General features: G+C 46.6%; 14 protein-coding genes. 7 read left to right on the plus strand and 7 right to left on the minus strand.

The window, feature by feature from the left end:
* Window positions 1-135 precede the first annotated feature (135 nt).
* The 3 genes from GWG06_RS12090 to GWG06_RS12100 form a co-directional block, all read right to left on the minus strand.
* Window positions 136-2,460 carry a TonB-dependent receptor gene (locus GWG06_RS12090; RefSeq protein ID WP_160713497.1) on the minus strand — a complete coding sequence of 775 codons (2,325 nt, stop codon included), beginning with the start codon at window positions 2,458-2,460 and terminating at the stop codon, window positions 136-138.
* Between the two features lie 16 nt (window positions 2,461-2,476).
* Window positions 2,477-3,556, minus strand: a complete 1,080-nt coding sequence (locus tag GWG06_RS12095) for a PepSY-associated TM helix domain-containing protein (RefSeq protein ID WP_160713499.1) — start codon at window positions 3,554-3,556, stop codon at window positions 2,477-2,479.
* A 743-nt stretch (window positions 3,557-4,299) separates the two neighbouring features.
* Window positions 4,300-5,541 carry an aminotransferase class I/II-fold pyridoxal phosphate-dependent enzyme gene (locus GWG06_RS12100; RefSeq protein WP_160713501.1) on the minus strand — a complete coding sequence of 414 codons (1,242 nt, stop codon included), beginning with the start codon at window positions 5,539-5,541 and terminating at the stop codon, window positions 4,300-4,302.
* Window positions 5,542-5,716: 175 nt separating this feature from the next.
* Between GWG06_RS12100 and pafA the strand changes: the two genes are divergently transcribed.
* The 3 genes from pafA to GWG06_RS12115 all read left to right on the plus strand — a co-directional run bounded on the left by pafA (window position 5,717) and on the right by GWG06_RS12115 (window position 8,958).
* Window positions 5,717-7,387 (plus strand): alkaline phosphatase PafA, encoded by a 1,671-nt coding sequence (gene pafA / locus GWG06_RS12105; RefSeq protein WP_160713503.1) that lies wholly within the window; start codon window positions 5,717-5,719, stop codon window positions 7,385-7,387.
* 92 nt (window positions 7,388-7,479) lie between these two features.
* A complete protein-coding gene (locus GWG06_RS12110) occupies window positions 7,480-8,259 on the plus strand; it encodes an enoyl-CoA hydratase/isomerase family protein (protein WP_127044075.1) in 780 nt (259 codons plus the stop codon).
* Between the two features lie 51 nt (window positions 8,260-8,310).
* Window positions 8,311-8,958, plus strand: a complete 648-nt coding sequence (locus GWG06_RS12115) for a hypothetical protein (protein ID WP_127044076.1) — start codon at window positions 8,311-8,313, stop codon at window positions 8,956-8,958.
* Window positions 8,959-9,049: 91 nt separating this feature from the next.
* Here GWG06_RS12115 and GWG06_RS12120 read toward each other — a convergent pair whose 3' ends face one another.
* Window positions 9,050-9,361 carry a hypothetical protein gene (locus GWG06_RS12120; protein WP_160713505.1) on the minus strand — a complete coding sequence of 104 codons (312 nt, stop codon included), beginning with the start codon at window positions 9,359-9,361 and terminating at the stop codon, window positions 9,050-9,052.
* Between the two features lie 252 nt (window positions 9,362-9,613).
* Between GWG06_RS12120 and GWG06_RS12125 the strand changes: the two genes are divergently transcribed.
* The 3 genes from GWG06_RS12125 (at window position 9,614) to GWG06_RS12135 (ending at window position 12,858) form a co-directional block, all read left to right on the plus strand.
* Window positions 9,614-11,035 carry a tetratricopeptide repeat protein gene (locus GWG06_RS12125; RefSeq protein WP_127044078.1) on the plus strand — a complete coding sequence of 474 codons (1,422 nt, stop codon included), beginning with the start codon at window positions 9,614-9,616 and terminating at the stop codon, window positions 11,033-11,035.
* Window positions 11,036-11,211: 176 nt separating this feature from the next.
* Window positions 11,212-11,976 (plus strand): phosphosulfolactate synthase, encoded by a 765-nt coding sequence (locus GWG06_RS12130; protein WP_127044079.1) that lies wholly within the window; start codon window positions 11,212-11,214, stop codon window positions 11,974-11,976.
* A 150-nt stretch (window positions 11,977-12,126) separates the two neighbouring features.
* Window positions 12,127-12,858, plus strand: a complete 732-nt coding sequence (locus GWG06_RS12135) for a shikimate dehydrogenase family protein (protein ID WP_160713507.1) — start codon at window positions 12,127-12,129, stop codon at window positions 12,856-12,858.
* Between the two features lie 149 nt (window positions 12,859-13,007).
* On the opposite strand, the gene GWG06_RS12140 is transcribed toward GWG06_RS12135, so the two are convergent.
* Together GWG06_RS12140 and GWG06_RS12145 are read right to left on the minus strand one after the other, a co-directional pair.
* Window positions 13,008-14,240 (minus strand): IS4 family transposase, encoded by a 1,233-nt coding sequence (locus GWG06_RS12140; protein ID WP_160713509.1) that lies wholly within the window; start codon window positions 14,238-14,240, stop codon window positions 13,008-13,010.
* Window positions 14,241-14,468: 228 nt separating this feature from the next.
* Window positions 14,469-15,266, minus strand: coding sequence for a class I SAM-dependent methyltransferase (locus tag GWG06_RS12145; protein WP_160713511.1), 798 nt, complete (start codon window positions 15,264-15,266; stop codon window positions 14,469-14,471).
* Window positions 15,267-15,386: 120 nt separating this feature from the next.
* Here GWG06_RS12145 and truB point away from each other — a divergent pair, with 120 nt between their 5' ends.
* A complete protein-coding gene (gene truB, locus GWG06_RS12150) occupies window positions 15,387-16,079 on the plus strand; it encodes a tRNA pseudouridine(55) synthase TruB (RefSeq protein ID WP_160713513.1) in 693 nt (230 codons plus the stop codon).
* On the opposite strand, the gene tamL is transcribed toward truB, so the two are convergent.
* Window positions 16,060-18,489 carry a translocation and assembly module lipoprotein TamL gene (gene tamL, locus GWG06_RS12155; protein WP_235938319.1) on the minus strand — a complete coding sequence of 810 codons (2,430 nt, stop codon included), beginning with the start codon at window positions 18,487-18,489 and terminating at the stop codon, window positions 16,060-16,062. The genes truB and tamL overlap by 20 nt on opposite strands.
* Between the last annotated feature and the right edge of the window lie 42 nt (window positions 18,490-18,531).

Raw genomic sequence — 18,531 nt, forward strand, 5'->3', positions numbered from 1 at the left:
AAAAAAATGCAGCGAAGACTTTCAGATCTCCGCTGCATTTTTTTTTATCTCAAAATCCGAAAATCACAAAATCCCAAAATATTCCGGGGGCTTCCTGATTTATTCAAAATCTCAAATAACCAAATAATAAAATAACTACATGTTTACTGTCAGGCCGAGGTTAAACCGGGCGCCGCTGCCTTTGTAGTAGGAGTCGTTGCGTACTTTGGCCTGAGACATGACCGGGTAATAGCCGGCATTCAGGAGGTTATCTACGCCAAGGCGCAGGGTAGTGGTATTATTGAAATGCCAGGCAGTATACAGGTTTACCAGCTGGAAATCACCTACCGGACCTTGTCCCAGGGCAAAATTGCCTTTGGCATCTGCCTGAAAACGCTGACGAACACCGGAATAAATGTAATAAACACCCAGATCCCACTGTTTCAGCGGAGAGTAGTTTACATTGGCCATCACCTTATCCGGCGATATACGGGTGGTAGGCAGGTATGTTTTTTCACCGTTCACGTCTTTTTTACCTTCTACGTGCGACCAGGAAGCGTTGGCAGACAGGTTCGGCAGGAACTGGTAGCCGGCCGTTATTTCGAAGCCCTGCACCCTTTCCGGTGCTCTCTCCGGAACAGCGACGCCGCCAACGTCTACCAGGCTGGTACCCAGACTGGAAGTACTGATAAAATAGGAACCTGACGCATTAAACTTCCCAATGCTGCTGTTAAAGCCTGCCTCGTAGTTGTTGGTGATAATAGGTTCCGTCTGAATGGTGTTGATGCTCACATCTTCTCCTGTGGCAGGCTTTTTCACCAGGCGCAGCGTGCGTCCCAGGTCATACAGTGAGAAACTCTGAGAATAGCTGATAAACGGATTGAATGCGGGGAACTTTGTATAACGCAGGCCGGCATTGAATACCAGCGCTTCGTACGGCAGGCGGCCACCCTTTACTGCTACTCCGCCGGCATAGGCGCCGTATTTAATGGTTGTATAATCGGGAATATCCAGTTTAATATTTTCATAGCGCACCCCTGCTTTCACCAAAAAGTCCTTGAACAGATATGTTTTCAGCTGTGCATAAGGGGCAATATTTTTCATATCCATCTGCGGCACAAATCCGCGGCCGTCAGTGAGTGGCTGCGATGTTTTATCGTTCAGCACATCCAGCCCCCAGGTAACATCCCCGAAAACATCCGGACTGAAATTAAAGACAGTATTGAAGTTGGCCCTGGCGCCCATCTTTTTGGAAGAGATGGCAGAATTACCCGGTGGCGCATAGAAATCAGAGTATTCAAACACCGTATAGAAATCCTGGTAATACAGGTTTATCTGAAGAGAAGTATTACGGAAGATGTTTTTGCTGGTATAATTCAGACCGGCGTTATGATTGTAGGGAGTCCCCTGTTTATCGCCGGGATTGCTGCCCAGTCTCCCTACGATGGGCGTGTAGCCGAATTTTCCGCCGGAATCAACATAGCTGCTGTTCTGCATGGTGCGGTAGTAATTGTACATCAGCTCCACCCGGTTGTTGCTGTTGAAGTTGTAACCCAGTTTGGCAAAGGCATTGATGTTTTCATTTTCGCTGAGCGACTGGAAAGGGCCTATTACTTCGCCGCTGGCATCTTTGTTTACGCCGGTTTGCTCATAGGCGCCGCTTACCACATAATCGAAGCGGTTAATTCCGCCGCTGAAGAGCTGAGAGATGCGCCCGCCCAAGCTGTTTTTGAGGCTGCTGAGCGATCCGGTGGTGGATATTGTTGTGCTGCCGCTGAAAACCTTGTCAGTATTGGCTTTTTGGGTGATGAAGTTGACAATGCCTCCGTCCGCACCATTGCCATAAATTGCTGTAGATCCTTTAATGACTTCCACCCGCTCAATAACGGAAACGTCTATACTCCGGATGTCTTTATCGCCATTACGCAGCGGGGTAGACTGGGGAATTCCGTCTATCATGATGAGCATGCCGCGGCCGCGGAGGGTCTGACCTTTGTTGGTGGAGGTGTTGGTACCCAGCGTGAGGCCCGGAACGTTCATACTGAGCAGCTGGTTAATATCTGTTGTGATAGCGCTTTGCTCCCGCAGTTGTTTTCCGCTGATGACAGTAATGGAAGAGGGAACAGTGCCCAGCGTCTCTTTATTTCTGCCGGCGGTGACTACCACTTCACCCAGCCCTACTTCCGACGGACGGATGGTGAGGCGGAGGGGTGTTTCACCGGCGCCGGCCGTCACTGGCTGCTCCAGGGTGGTATAGCCTATACCGGCAGCGATGAGCGTATATTGTCCGGGTGCTACATTATTGATTACAAACCGGCCATCCGGGCCGGAAACGGCATGCTTCTGCGTACCGGCGAGATATATTCTCAGGAGGGGAACAGCAGTACCGGCAGTATCCGTCAGAACACCGGTGATTTTTTGTGCAGATGCCTGTATAGTAGTGAAAAGAGCTACTATACCGATAATTAAATACTTCTTCATATTCACTATTTCAATGTCAGATCCTGTGCGTTTTGATAATGAATTTCCGGCGATACCATACCAGGAAACCGGATATGGATAAAATGCCGGGTGTTAAAGCCAACAGGGAGTAGAGGATTTTAACGGGGATGCCGCCGAAGTTACCAAAGTGCAGCGGGGCAATACAGGCGTTGAATTTATCGCCGGGACCTGCCTTGCTGAAGTTGACCGTTTTTTTCACTGCGCCGGTGGAGGGGTCAAAGGAGACGGAGGATGAATAGCGGCCCCAGATAGCCGGTTCAGCTGCATGTCCGAGGATACGGACGGGGTCGCCGGCCTTTCTGGGAGGACGCAGCCCCATCGGTACGAAGCCGGGGATCTGCTGCCGGGAAACGGTCATCAGCTGATCGTAATCTACTCCGGGCGTAGCGATACGTTCGCTGACAGCGGCAGGTTTGTTACGGCTGTCTATCACTTTCAGTTCTATCATGAAGCCGGTGAAGGCAATCAGGAGGTTAAAGAGGAGTGCCCATACCCCGATGATCCGGTGAAGGTTGCGCCAGCGGCGGGTACGGTTATGCCATTCCAGTTTCACGCGGAAGGAGAGCACTTTACCGATGGCATTGCGGTATACCCAGATGCCGGTGAGTATGGATATAAACAGCATTATACCCACTATAAAGACGATTACAGCACCTGTTGTACCACTCATGAGGGTGAAGTGCAGGTACAGCAGATAGCCCGTAAAATAGCCTGTATTAGACTGCTGGTGTAATACCCGGCCGGTATAAGGGTCCATGAACAGATATACTTTATAATCAGGCGTAAATTCTCCCCGGATGATGATGCATTCATCCGGCGCCTGCGGTAACCGGGTAACGCTAAGATAAGGATTGCTCCCACGCAGGGCTTTGCCGGCATTGTCCATCAGTTCGCTGAGTGGTTTTTGCCGGGTACCGGGTGTTACTTCATATGCATGGCGGAACATGGCATGATCTATTTCATCGCTGAAAACGAGTATACTCCCGGAAAGGCTCAGGAAGAGGATGAAGGCTCCCGCAATAAGCCCTGATATCCGGTGTAACCGGAATAGTTGTTTGCGCCAGTGTTGTTTCAATCGAGTTGACTTAAATTTTCCTTATCAGCTTTTGACTATACTGCGGACATGCGTTTGAAGCGGTGAGCACGAAAGTGCTATGTGCCTGCCGGGAATTTTTTAAAAAACCGGATATGGATTTTCAAACCGGCTGATTGCCGCAGTCGCGGCAAAGTTACCATAGTGCAGTCAGATGCATTTACGCAAAGCGGAAAAATTGTGGTCATCTCCTCAAAAAAATCAGCATTTGCTGTTTGCCTGATTTATTATTGCAGTGAAATACTTTAACAACGCATTAACAAAATGCCACATTCGTGTTATTTTATCCTGACGAAACTGACATATTTTTGGAAAGAATCAAACAACAAACAACGGATATAAAAATATAACACCTATATAAAATACTTGGAATCACTTGGTTATTCCAAATTCTATGAAGACCATATATTCTACCATGTCCTGATGAAAATTTAGTGAAATTTACACCTAGTGAAAGAACGATTTGTTGTAAGGGCTGAGGCAACTCAGCCCTTTTGTATTTAGTTATTTGGTTATCTGAGATTTTAAATAAATCAGGAAGCCCCCGGAATATTTTGAGATTTTGAGATTTTCGGATTTCGAAATTTAAAAGAAAAATGCAGCGAAGAAATTCACATCTCCGCTGCATTTTTTTATATCTCAAAATCCGAAAATCCGAAAATCTCAAAATATTCCGGGGGCTTCCTGATTTATGTAAAATCTCAAATAACCAAATAACTAAATAACTAAATAACAGGGATCTCTGCTACCTGGTAGGTTTTGGCGTCCAGTTTGGCTTTGGTTTCGCTGAAGGCTTTGAGGGTCAGTTCAATATCTTCGTCTGAGTGTGCCGCAGTGGGGATCAGGCGGTAAATGATCTGGCCTTTTGGAATAACCGGGTATACCACGATAGAGCAGAAGATGTTGTAGTTTTCGCGCAGGTCGAGGCACATAGCAGTTGCTTCAGGAATATCTCCCTGGAGGTAGATGGGGGTTACCGGAGAATTGGTTCTGCCGATATTGAAGCCGCGGCTTTTCAGTCCTTCCTGGAGTTTATTCACATTATCCCACAGTTTCTGCTTCATTTCCGGATGCTGGCGCATCAGCTGTACACGTTTCAGGTGGCCGATAACGATAGGCAGCGGAATGGATTTTGCAAATATCTGTGAGCGCATGTTATAGCGCAGGTAGTTGATGATAGCTTTGTCGCCGCTGATGAAAGCGCCGATGGAAGCGCCGGATTTAGCGAAGGTATTGAACAGCAGGTCGATTTTATCCTGAACACCCTGTTCTTCACCTGTACCGGCGCCGGTTTTACCCATAGTACCAAAACCGTGGGCATCGTCTACCAGCAGGCGGAATTCGAATTTATCCTTTAAGTCAGCGATTTCTTTCAGTTTACCCTGATCGCCGGCCATACCGAAAACGCCTTCCGTTACCACGAGAATACCGCCGCCCTGTGCTTTCGCCAGTTCAGTAGCGCGTTTCAGTTGTTTTTCGCAATCTTCTATATCATTGTGTTTGAACACATAACGTTTGCCGGGGTGGAGGCGGAGGCCATCCAGGATACTGGCGTGGCATTCTGCATCGTATACAATCACGTCCCTGCGGCCGCAGACAGCGTCTATAGCGCTCATAATACCCTGGTAGCCGTAGTTCAGCAAAGTGGTATCTTCTTTACCCATGTAGTCGGACAGTTCCTTTTCCAACTGTTCGTGATAAGTAGTGTTACCACTCATCATACGCGCTCCCATAGGGGAGGCCATCCCAAAATCTGCTGCTGCTTTGGCGTCTGTAGCACGAACTTCCGGGTGGTTAGCCAGGCCCAGGTAGTTGTTGAGGCTCCAAACGATTTTTTCGTTGCCCCTGAATTTCATACGGGGACCTATTTCACCTTCCAGCTTGGGAAAGGCGAAATAGCCATGAGCTCTTTCTGAATGCTCCCCGATGGGGCCCATGTGTTTCAGCAGTTTCTCGAAAATATCCATACGTTATATTATGTTATGGTTAATTGCTTCCATTAAAAATGGACACAAAGGTATTAAAATATTACTTTTTGTAAACTTCGTTTACATTTGCCGGCATCTTATTTTATACAGCTTTTTAAAACCGGGCGCTGCCGGTTAAAACTATACGCAGACCTTTAAATTTACTAACAATCTGATGAAACGGAACAATCTTCTGACAATCGCGCTGCTGGCCGTTGCACCGGCCGTATGGGCGCAAAAGGCCACCTCTCCCAAACCATTTGACCATACAGCTGCCCACAAGGGTACCAAAGCAACTTCCAGGCCTAAATTGGTAGTGGGCGTGGTAGTAGACCAGATGCGCTGGGATTACCTGTACCGGTACGGCGGAAGATATGCCGGCGGCGGATTTAAAAGATTGTTGCAGGAAGGATTTTCCTGCGAGAATACCCTCATCAATTATACACCTACCATTACTGCCTGCGGGCATACCTGCGTGTATACCGGTTCTGTGCCGGCCATTCACGGCATCATCGGCAACACCTGGTATAGTAACGAAATAGGCCGTACCATGTATTGCGCGGAAGATACCACCGTTACCACCGTGGGCAGCACCTCTGCAGCAGGTAAAATGAGCCCCCGCAATATGCTGGTAACCACTATCGGCGATGAGCTGCGGTTGTCCAATAACTTCAGGAGCAAGGTAGTAGGCGTGGCTATCAAAGACCGCGGCGCCATCTTACCTGCAGGCCACAGTGCCAATGCCGCCTTCTGGTACGATGGCAGCACCGGCAACTGGGTAACCAGCTCCTATTACATGAACGAGCTGCCAGGCTGGGCGCAGGAATTCAACAACCAGAAATGGCCCCAGCAATACCTGGCCAAGCCCTGGACCACGCTCTACCCGCTGTCTACCTACACCCTCAGCACAGCCGATGAAAAAGCCTATGAAGGAAAATATAAAAACAGCACCACCGGCACTTCTTTTCCGCATGACCTGAGCGGTATTGCCAATGGCACTATTGCGGCTTCTCCCTATGGTAATACCATGACCCTGGAATTTGCCAAAAAAGCGCTGGAATCCTATAATATGGGTAAGGGAGATGTAACCGATTTTCTGGCTATCAGCCTCTCATCCACCGACTATGTAGGCCACCAGTTCGGACCTAATTCCATTGAGGTAGAAGATACCTACCTGCGCCTGGATCATGACCTGGCTACCCTCTTTCAGTATCTGGATGCCAAAGTAGGAAAGGGGCAGTACCTGTTCTTCATCACGGCAGACCATGGCGTGGCGCATGTACCGGGTTTCCTGCAGGAAAATAAACTGCCGGGCGGCACCTGGGACGACCGCGCTGCCATGAAGGAACTGAATGATAAAGTAGCTGCGAAATTCGGCGTGAATAACGTTATCAAGGCGGTGGATAATTACCAGTTCTGGCTCAATTATGACAACATCGCAGCGGCCGGTAAGAGCAGCAATGATATACAGCAGTTTATGATCACAGAACTGCTGAAGTCGCCGGCTATTGCCAAAGCATTTCCTGTACGTGACCTGATGACCACCGTATTGCCGGAACCGATGCGCACCATGATGACAAACGGCTATAACACGAAAAGAAGCGGGGATATCCAGATAGCGCTTTCACCAGCTTACATCGATGGCGGAAAAACCGGTACCACTCACGGTTTATGGTATCCTTATGATGCGCATATCCCGCTGGTATGGATGGGATGGGGTATTAAGCCCGGAAAGACCAACCGCACAACCGGTATGACAGACATTACACCTACACTGGCGGCGCTGCTGCATATTCAGATGCCCAGTGGTAACGTAGGACAAGTAATCCAGGAGATTACTCATTAAAAGTTTATTCGTTATATTGCTGACAGGAAATACGGACCGCGGATTTACCTATTTAGGGTAAAACGCGGTTCGTACGTCATAACTGCATGATTATGGATTTTTCTTTACTGCAATATGAAGTAGCATCCCGCATTGCTACCATTACCCTGAACCGGCCGGAGAAACGCAATGCGCTGAACGGGCCGCTGGTAGCGGAGCTACAAAAGGCCTTCGGGGCCGCCGCAGCTGACGATGCGGTAAAAGTAATTGTACTGAAAGGCAACGGGGAAGCCTTTTGCGCAGGTGCCGACCTGGAGTACCTGCAGCAGCTGCAACAAAATACCTATGAGGAAAACCTCGAAGATTCCCGGCAGCTGATGCGTTTATTCCAGCAGATTTACGACCTGGATAAGATAGTAATTGCACAGGTAGAAGGACATGCAGTAGCCGGCGGTTGCGGACTGGTCACCGTTTGCGACCTGAGTTATGCTGTACCAGAAGCCATGTTGGGATATACAGAAGTGAAAATCGGGTTTATACCCGCCCTGGTAGCCGTTTTCCTGGTAAGGAAAATAGGAGAGGGCCGTTCCAGGGAATTATTATTGACCGGCAGGCTTGTTACCGCAGAGAAAGCGGCTGCCGACGGACTGATTACAGCAGTAGTACCCGCTGCAGAAATAAAGAAAAAAGTAGCCGGAATAGCCACCAGCCTATGTAACGATGCTTCTGCCAACTCCCTGAAAGCCACCAAGAAACTGATTGGCACAGTGTTGGACTTACCTATAGAGCAAGGATTAGCCCATGCCGCAACGCTGAATGCAGCCACGCGCGGACATGAAGACTGTAAACGCGGAATAGCCGCTTTTTTAAACAAGGAAAAGCTCGTCTGGTAAAACTTCTCAACAACTAAAGCTTCTCAACAACTAATCAACACACCACATCATATGTCACACCGGTTGATCTTAACTTTTTTACTTGTATGCCTTACCGGCTCCCTGCTGGCGCAGCGTACAGTGTCCGATGCCAAAATAGTGTACAAAATGGAATTGCCGCCGGAGCAGCTGCAGATGGATGCCATGCTGGAAGGCAGCACCTTCACGCAGTATATGCGCGGACATATGAGCAGGATAGACATGGATTTCAATATTGTGAAATATACCTACCTGATTAACAGCAAGGATGAAACGATGACTACGCTGATAGATCAGCATGGCAACAAGTACCTGATCCGTGCGGGCCGCGACCAGTATGTGAAAGACCTGAAACAGTACGAGAATATTGTTTTTAAGGATCAGCCGGAAACCAGGCAGATTGCCGGTTACAACTGCCGTCGTGCTATCGGCGCCATGCCTGACGGAAAAACATTTGAAGTTTTTTATGCTACCGACCTGGTGCCTGAAAACAGGCAGTATAACCGCCGTTTCGTGAATCTGAAGGGTATTCCCCTGGAATTTGAGATAGTTACCAAAACAGGCTCCAAAATGCGTGTTATGGCCACTAAGGTGGATCTTTTCCCTATTCCGGCGTCGTATTTTGACGTGCCTAAAACGGGGTATAAGGAAGTCAGCCAGGAAGAGTTGAAAAATATGTAGGTTTTTACGTAGTGATGCGTAAGAAAAAGGCCTATCAAAAAGTTGTTAAACTTTTTGATAGGCCATATTTGTACTTGAAGAAACGTTAAGGTCAGCCTTTCTTAAGCGGCAGAATAATCTGCAGTTTCTGAAAGTTTGTGTTGCCTGGTTGAGGCATTTGCACATTGTAAGGTAATACGTAGGTAACATTCCCTTTGGTGTATGTTACTACAGACTTGAAGTTAACCGTCGGAGCTGCATTCACGGCATTATTGGTGTTGAACCTGAAGTCAGACGTAATACTGCCACTGTACCTGTAACCGGCATCCAGTCCCAGTTTTGACTTAGGCATGGACATGCTCAACACAAAATGTGTGTTGTCTGTTTTTTTCGCCTTGTCTTTTTCATTATCGGTGGTAGGCAAAAAGCTACTATTTGCCAGCGCATTGAGAGCAAAAAACGCTAATGCGCCCGCTAACAAGCAAGACAATGAAAAGGTCTTTGATATGTGAGTTCTCTTTTTCATTGTAACACAAATATACAAACTTTTTGATGTATTCTATAACATATTCTTAACGCAAATTACAAATAAATCTTAACAAAATGTTAAAAAATTTATAAACGGTTAATATTGCCTGCATGTTGGTGGAAGTATAAAAGTCTTATATTTACATTAATGAGTAAAGACTTTTCTTTTTTAAACGAGGATTTTGATGATCTGAGAGACTTGTTGCAGCAGTTTGAAAATCTACGGGCAGGTAAGTCTCATTCCTTTCTGGACGAGGACTCATTTGAGCAGATCATAGACTATTATGACGAGCAGGACGAAATGCCGATTGCATTGCAGGCTGCTGAAATAGCCATAGAGCAGTTTCCCTATTCTTCGACCCTTCTTCTCAAAAAAGCCAACTTACTGATAGAAACCAAAAAGTACAAAGAAGCCCTTCATTTACTGGATAAAGCAGCCGTTCTGGACCGGAATGACATTAACCTGTACATTCTGCAGACAGATGTTTACCTGGCGCTGAACCAGCATCAGAAAGCCGCGGATGTACTGAATGAGCAGATAGATCAGTTTTCGGGAGAAGATAAAACCGAGCTGTTACTGGAGCTGGCGGACGTTTACGATGACTGGGAAGAATTTGAGAAAGTATTCGACTGCCTGAAAATGGCGCTGGAACACGAACCGAACAACGAAGAAGCCCTGCATAAAATCTGTTTCTGGACGGAATTTACCGGCCGTAACGAAGAAAGCATCCGGCTGCATACCGCCATTATAGACGAGCACCCGTTTAACCAGCTGGCCTGGTTTAACCTGGGTACCGCCTACCAGGGGCTGAAACTATACGAAAAAGCCATTGACGCCTATCAGTATGCGGTGGCCATCGATGAAAAATTCGATTATGCCTACCGTAATATGGGCGATGCCTATATCCGCCTGCGTAAATATGCGGACGCCATAGAAGTACTGCAGAAACACCTGGAAATAGCCAAACCCGAAGACGTTATTTACGAAGCTATCGGGCATTGCTACGAAAAGCAGCGTAAATATACCCAGGCCCGCTATTACTACCGCAAAGCCTCCCATCTGAGTCCGAACGACGACAAGCTGCACTACAAAATAGCCGTAGCCTACATGATGGAAGAAAACTGGGAAAACGGTGCCAAATCCTTACTGAACGCACTGAAAATTAATAAGCAAAGTGCGGAATACAACATGAGTCTGGGAGAATGTTACCTGGAACTCGGCAAGGACAAGGAAGCGCTTGCCCACTTCGTAAACGCCGTACGTATCCGCCCGAAGAGCGCGCAGCCCTGGCAGCAGCTCATCAAAGGATTGTATGTATCCGGGTATATGGAGGAAGCTCTCAACCAGGTAGCTATCGCTGAAGAAAAAGCCGGCCGTAAACCGGTATTCATATATTTCCGTGCCGCTATCCTGATAGCCATGGGGAAAACCAAGGAAGGGCTGATCCACCTGGAAACGGCCCTGCAACAGGCGCCTAAAATTCTTAAAAAACTGGTGGAGCTCGATCCCGCCATTTTACAGCATGTGAGTGTGGTTGACCTGATTGCCCAATATCGCCGCAAACGTTAACCAGTGTTATTTACTTTTAAAATAAAGTATACTTCTTATTTTTGCGCCGGCTTTTAATGTCATGGACGCTAGCCAATGGTATTTACGGTTATTAAAATTGCTGCTAAACTATCCCGCCTTGCCTGGTGAAATTAGTGTGTGTTTTACTGACCAATAAGAAGATAAAAATATTTCAAATGAATTTTAATCTGACACAGATCCCGGAAAGGACAAAGAAACCCCGCAATCATGGTCTGACCATGGTAATGGACAAGGGGCTTAGTTTGGAAGAAGCAAGAAATTTTTTATCAGCGTCGGGCCCGCACGTAGATATCCTGAAACTGGGCTTTGGTACTGCCTTCGTCACGCCTAACCTGCGCGAAAAAATTGAACTCTACCAGGCCGCCAATATCCCTGTTTACTTTGGCGGTACTTTGTTCGAAGCTTTCCTTATCCGCAATCAGTTCGACGATTATGTAAGACTGGTCAAAGATTACGGCATCAACTACATGGAAGTTTCCGACGGATCCATCATTATACCTCATGCTGAAAAATGCGGTTATATTGAGAAACTGGCCAAACATGGCCTGGTACTGAGTGAAGTAGGTTCCAAAGATGCAGAGCACATCATTCCGCCTTATAAATGGATCGAGTTAATGAGCGCAGAACTCTCCGCCGGCGCCACCTATGTAATTGCGGAAGCCCGCGAAAGCGGTAACGTAGGTATCTACCGCGGTACCGGAGAAGTACGCGAAGGTCTGGTACAGGAAATCCTTACCAAAATCCCTGCTGAAAAAATTATCTGGGAGGCTCCCCAGAAAGCACAGCAACTCTACTTCCTGGAGCTCGTTGGCTGTAACGCCAACCTGGGCAATCTGGCGCCACACGAAGTAATCTCTCTCGAAGCCATGCGCATCGGCCTCAGAGGAGACACCTTCCACCTGTTCCTGGACAAAGAATAAATTACAGGAATTACGAATTGCGAATTACGAATTACGAATGAGAGCGAAGATGTAAGCGGATACGGAATGTACTTTGTCGCTTACATCTTCGCTCTCATTCGTAATTCGTAATTCGTAATTCACAATTCGTAATTCACAACAAGAGGTACTATGAAACTTTATGGACTCATCGGCTATCCGCTTAGTCATTCTTTTTCAAAGGGTTTTTTTGCAGAGAAATTTGAGAAGGAACATATTGCCGGATGCAGGTATGATAATTATGCTATTCCGGACATTCAGGAGTTTGCCGGATTATGGCAGCAACAACCGGACCTGCAGGGATTGAATGTAACGATTCCGTACAAAGAAGCGGTGATCCCCTTCCTCGATGAGCTGAGTGATGCTGTAAAGCAGATCGGCGCCGTGAACTGCATACACTTTAAAAATGGCGTTAAAACCGGCTACAATACGGATGTAACCGGCTTCGGGAATTCATTGAAGCCGCTGCTGCAACCCCATCATCAGAAAGCCCTGGTGCTGGGCACCGGTGGCGCTGCCAAAGCAGTAATGTATGCCCTGCAGCAAATGGAGATTGCATTCAAAGTAGTAAGCAGACAGGCATCTGCCACTACTATCGGCTATAACTCCCTGGATCAGTTCATCATGGAGGAATATACCATCATCATCAACACCACTCCGCTGGGCATGTACCCTAAAACAGATGCCTGTCCCGAAATCCCCTACCAATACATCAGCAGCCGCCACCTGTTATATGACCTGGTATATAATCCCGCTGAAACATTATTCCTGAAAAAAGGTGCTGAACAAGGCGCTGCAACGAAGAACGGGCATGAAATGCTGATTTTGCAGGCGGAGGCATCGTGGGAAATATGGAATAAATAATCTATAGTGTCCGGGGAAACTAAAAGAGAAAGTTAGCTAAGCGAGCCAATCGGGCATGAAGGTCCTGAGAATTGAGTATTTATCTAAATTGGTCAAAAAATATTTCAAATACTCAATTCTCAGGCCTCTCTAAAAAGTAAGCCCCCCTTCTAAGGAGAGAATAATTTCAGTTGTATAAAGTCAGCCTCTTTATTATGGCGGAGAAGTGCTTTCTCAGGTTCCGTTAGAAATTTAATTAGAAGAATGTAGGTGGAAAGGTGAAGTCTCAGAAAACCTGCAAGGTTGCTAAACGACCACTTTCTGCAACCCAGTTGGTTTAGTTGATCTTTCACAATCTTTATAAGCAGATCTTTTATTAAAGTGCACCAGACCTGTATACTAATGGCATTCTCATTGTCTCCCAGAAAGTTACTTAATTGAGCGTTCTGCTTAATTCTTTTGAATAGCAATTCTATATCCCATCTCTGTTTGTATAATTTCCTGATGGTAGAACAGGCAAAGGTTTGATTGTTAGTTAATAAGTGTACCTTCTTTCGGGTCTTTTTACCATAAATACTAATGACCCTGGCCTGTTGCACAGGACTCATTTTAGAGGTCTTGGGATTGCCAAGCCGGATGTCCCAGTCTTTTAAAACTCCATTCTTTTTATCAGCCAATGTTACTTTTTTTCGCTTAAGTACCTTTATTTTCATCCCTTTAGTAACTCTGGAGATCCAGGTAATATTATTTTGGGTCCAGTCTTTCATGACAGTATAATTTACATAAGCCCGATCCATGGCAATTATAGAACCTGGCTCCAGGGGCAGCTTCTGCATAAATTTTCTATCACTACAAGCGGCCTCTGTCAGTACGGTAAAGCAGGGTAACTCATCCTTGGCGCGCATCAGCACATGGGCTTTAATACCTCCTTTTTTTCTGCCATTTAAACCTTTTACACCTGCACCCTTCATCACCGTTGAAAACAGGCTAATTGTTGTGGAATCTACTATAAATAATCTATCATGCAACCTACGCCTTGTTCGGCTGTCCGGGCAATGTTGTGGATAATGGTGCTGATATAGTAAATGATAAAGCCGGCTGAAAAAATCTACAGAGCGGTTCCGGTTGGCATCTGAAATAGTACTACGACGAGGGGTGTTTTTAAGGCCTAAATGACTAAGGCGATGCTCATTGGCCAATAGACCGGTAACTAACTCTCTAAGAGAACTACAATGATGAAAGCTGCTGAATAGCATCGTTACCAAATGGTCAAAAGCCTTAAAGTGCTTGTAATAGCTATCTGCTCCCGTATCAATGGCCGCTTTTTCGATTAAAGTGCAGGGAACAAAAGAAAGTAGCTGATTAAAAATCGGCTGTCCGGAAAAAAATCTATTTTTGCCCATAATAGTAGTTTTTGTGTGGTAACTTAAACTTACTAAAAAAGGAGGCCACATCGGCCTCCTTTTATTTATCATTGGAGTATTTTTACCGGACACTATAGAATAAATAATTACGAATTACGAATTGCGAATTGCGAATGAGGAGCGAAGACATAAGCGGATAAAGAATTTACTTCTTCGCTTATGTCTTCGCTCCTCATTCGCAATTCGTAATTCGTAATTCGTAATTATTTATTCCGGTTTAATCATATAATACATGCACGTTGTAAAGAAGTTTCTTACAAACGGGATGGCTGCGATGGGTTTGAACTGTTCGCGGGCGGATACGCCGAATTTGTATTTATAAATCGGATTGATCATGTAGAATCTGCGCCGGGTGATTTTGTATTGCTGGCGTCTGACGATTTTTTCAAAACGCTCAATGGAGATACCGGTGGATTTAACATCCATCAGTTCGCTGACGATATCGTTTTCTTCTCCGAAGAGGCGCAGGGTACCTTTGTACAGGGGCCTGGGAAGCAGATGTATGTACGGCACCATACTCAGAAACCTGTTGGCGCAGATCTGCTGGTGGCCGCCGTGAGGCATATACCAGGGCGGAAAACCAAAGTATACCTGTCCGCGCGGACTAAGCAGCTGCTTCAGATGACCAATGATCTTCTCCTGATCAGGAATATGCTCTATGGCATCTTTCAGAATAATAATATCAAAAGAGTTGCGGAATTCTCCCAGAAAATCCACATCATAGATGTTTTTAGCTATCAGCCTTAATTGGCCAGAAGGAAGATAGTTACCCAGGTAACTTTTGGCCAGTTCAATCCTGGCAGGTGCAAGGTCTACCCCTACGCACTGACAACCTTTCTCCAGCAATGGCGTTAATACGCCGCCTTCCCCACAGCCCACCTCCATTACGCGCAGGCCGTCCAGCTGCGGAAATTCCTGCTGGATAAATGGCAGCACATAATCGCGCGAGTTGTCCACCTGTTGCTGATAACGAAGTGTTGCGTCTTTATGATGTTCTAATGACATGGTTTGAAAATTCCGTGAATTTAGGCAAAAGCTGTAAGTTTTCCCGTATCCGTATGTAGAATAATTTTTTATAATAGGTGAGCGGGGCCATGACTACCGCTATTTCTCTATCTTTGCAGGATGCAGACAAACGAAAAGACGAATTACCAGGAAGGAGCTGTGATCCTTATCAATAAACCATTAACATGGACCTCCTTCGATGTGGTGCGTAAAATAAGAAATCTTACCAGGGCTAAAATTGGTCATGCCGGCACGCTGGACCCGCTGGCTACCGGTTTGCTCATTTGCTGTACCGGTAAGATGACAAAAAAAATAAATGAATACCAGGCGCAGGAAAAGGAATACACCGGCACTTTTACACTGGGAGCTACTACGCCTACTTTCGATAAAGAATCTGAACCGGAAAATTTTAAAGATATCAGCGGTATTGATGAGGCAGCGCTGGAAGCCGCTACAGCTCCGTTTCTTGGCGAAATTATGCAACTGCCGCCCATTCACTCTGCCATCAAACAGAATGGTAAACCTATTTATCTGCTGGCCAGAAAAGGGGTAGATGTAAAGGTAGAGCCAAGAAAAATAACCATCAGCGAATTTGAGATTACAAAGATAGAACTGCCGGTTGTGCATTTCCGCGTAGTGTGCAGTACTGGAACGTACATACGTTCACTGGCAAATGATTACGGTGCACAGTTAGGCTGCGGCGCTTACCTGAGCAGTTTGTGCAGAACGCGTATCGGGGCGTTTACGCTGGCAGAAGCAACTGATATGGATGCCTTCATTACTGCCAATACGCCTAAAACGGATAACCAATAGCGATATTCCAGATAATATTATTCTTGCGCCACTCGCTGCTTTTCAGGTCCCACTCGCTGAGATACCAACCGTTTTTATTTTCAGAGGAATAAGGTACTTTCAGCGGGATACCCCAATCCAGGCGTACGAGGAAGAAGGAGAAGTCCAGCCGCAGCCCCACTCCCGTGCCCATAGCCAGATCGCGGTACAGGTTACTGAACTGAAATTCGGAACCGGGCCGGGTGGTATCTTTCTTAATCATCCAGATATTACCCATATCGAGGAAGGTGGCGCCCTTGAGATTAACGGTGCCACCGAACATACGTAACAGATCAAAGCGGTATTCTATATTGCCTTCCAGTTTCATATCGCCGGTCTGATCCGGGAATATCTGTGCATTGGCAGAGGTATCCTTGTAGGAACCCGGTCCCAGGGTACGCAGGCGGAATGCACGGATGCTGTTAGGACCGCCGGAAGTGAACTGCCGTACATAGGGCAGTACCTGCGAATAGCTGTAAGGAAGGCCGATACCGGCGTACACCCTGGCAGCGAGTGCGCTGTGTATACCCAGCTTCCAGAAATGCCTGTAGTCTGCTTCCAGCTTCACGAAATTGGAAATACTTACTTTCGTCAGCGTTTCCAGGTTTGTCTTTTTACCGGAAACGGTATTGATAAGGCTGCTCACCCCGTTCAGCCATAACCCTGATTCTTCAGCTGTAATCCTGAAATAGGTATACTGCCGCTGGTGCAGCAGGTCGTTGTTGCTGAAGATGAAGGAAATGTTTTCCCCGCCTATCAGCGCCGGTTCAAAGCTGCGTTTCAGGTAAGGGTTTTTATCTACTGTAGTTATCCTGAAATCTTCATTGAGGGTAACGCCTACATAGTTGAACGTAAACGGTTTTACAATCCAGCGTTTATAGGCAGTTTCATTCCAGTCGTATCCGAAAGAGATATTCACGCTGTTGATATCAAATTTTTCAACGCGGGAGAGATAGTTGGCGCCGAGAGACAGTCTTGTTTTTACATTGGAGCGGGCAGTATGTTTCAGCCGGAAGGGTACGGCAAACCGGGGCCAGGTAAGACTTACCTCTCCACCAAATTGTCTGGCCTGCAGGTCCCATCCGTTGCTCTGGGAAACCAGTTCCACGCCGGCATTGAGGTTCATGCCCAGCTGTACGGCGCTTCTGTTCAGGTTGATGTGCCTGTAATTCAGGCTCACGCCCGACCCTAACGCATAGTCAGAGCTGGTGGAGGCTTCGAAGTTCAGTCCCAGTTCCTGGCGGCGGCGGGGTGTCAGGAAAAGGTATGCGTCCAGCGTATTGGAGGTATCTTTATTTTCCTTGTATTGCAAGGTTACAAACTGCCATACTCCCAGGTCGTACAGTTTATTGACGGCATTATTGTACTGCTGCAGGGAGTAGGTGTCGCCGGGGCGCAGCAGGATGGAGCGGGATAATATCCGCGGCTTCAGTATTTCCTGGTGCGATCTGATGGTGATATACTTCCTGATGTCCTGGTTGAAGGAGCTGTCCTGTGGGGCGGCATTCAGCGGAAAATCAGGATAGGCATATATCTTACCGATATGATATTTCTCCCAGAGGCTGATGGAGTCTTCCGGATTTTTGATTCTTACTTCTATATCCATGGTAGGTTTTTCTCTGCCTTTATTCTCATTGAAAATATTGACAAAGCCTTCGAATGGATTGAGGGAGTTCCGGAAGAGGGCTTTATTGAGGGTATCTACCTCAAATTCGATAGCGTCGCGGTTAAACTTGTAATAGCCGGCATCTTTGATGATGCGGGTCAGTCTTTCCCTTTCAGCTGAGACGGTGGCCGATTTGAAGGCAACGCCTTTTTTCAGCAGGGATAATTTCTCGTTTTCCCGTACCAGAGCCATCAGTGCTGAATCCGGGACGGCGTAGGTAATTTTATCCAGTACAAAGTTACGGCCGGTACTTACGGTATAGGTGAGCGTTGTTTTATTGCGTTTCACTTTAGGGGCGGCATCTACGGTGGCGTAGAAAAAGCCCTGGTTGTGCAGGTAGCTGGTCATGCGGGTGATGGCATCCTTTGTTTTGGAGGAATCATACATCACCGGCTCTTCCATGTTTCTTTTGGAGAGCACGATATTCCAGAACCAGTTGGACTTTTTCTCATTATATTTCTGGTTGTACAGCCACACTTTGATACGGGTGCCCAGTAATTTTTTATTGGGCTGTTGAATCATCAGTGATTTGGAAGATAAAGAACTGCGGATGTCCTGTTTTTCCGAGTTAAGAATATCTCCCTTCACGTTAAACGTGCTGCTGACATATAAAGTCTGATCCTTCTGCAGGTATTTGGTATTGGAGCAACTACTGAAAGCCAGTATTACAGCCACTAGCAGCAGATATCTCAGCAGGAAATTCCTTGAATTGGGCGGCAGCTGCATCACAAGCAATAACGTTATTATAATTTTAAAAGGTAATACTGA

The sequence above is a fragment of the Chitinophaga solisilvae genome (genome assembly GCF_009928525.1).
GTDB lineage: Bacteria > Bacteroidota > Bacteroidia > Chitinophagales > Chitinophagaceae > Chitinophaga > Chitinophaga solisilvae.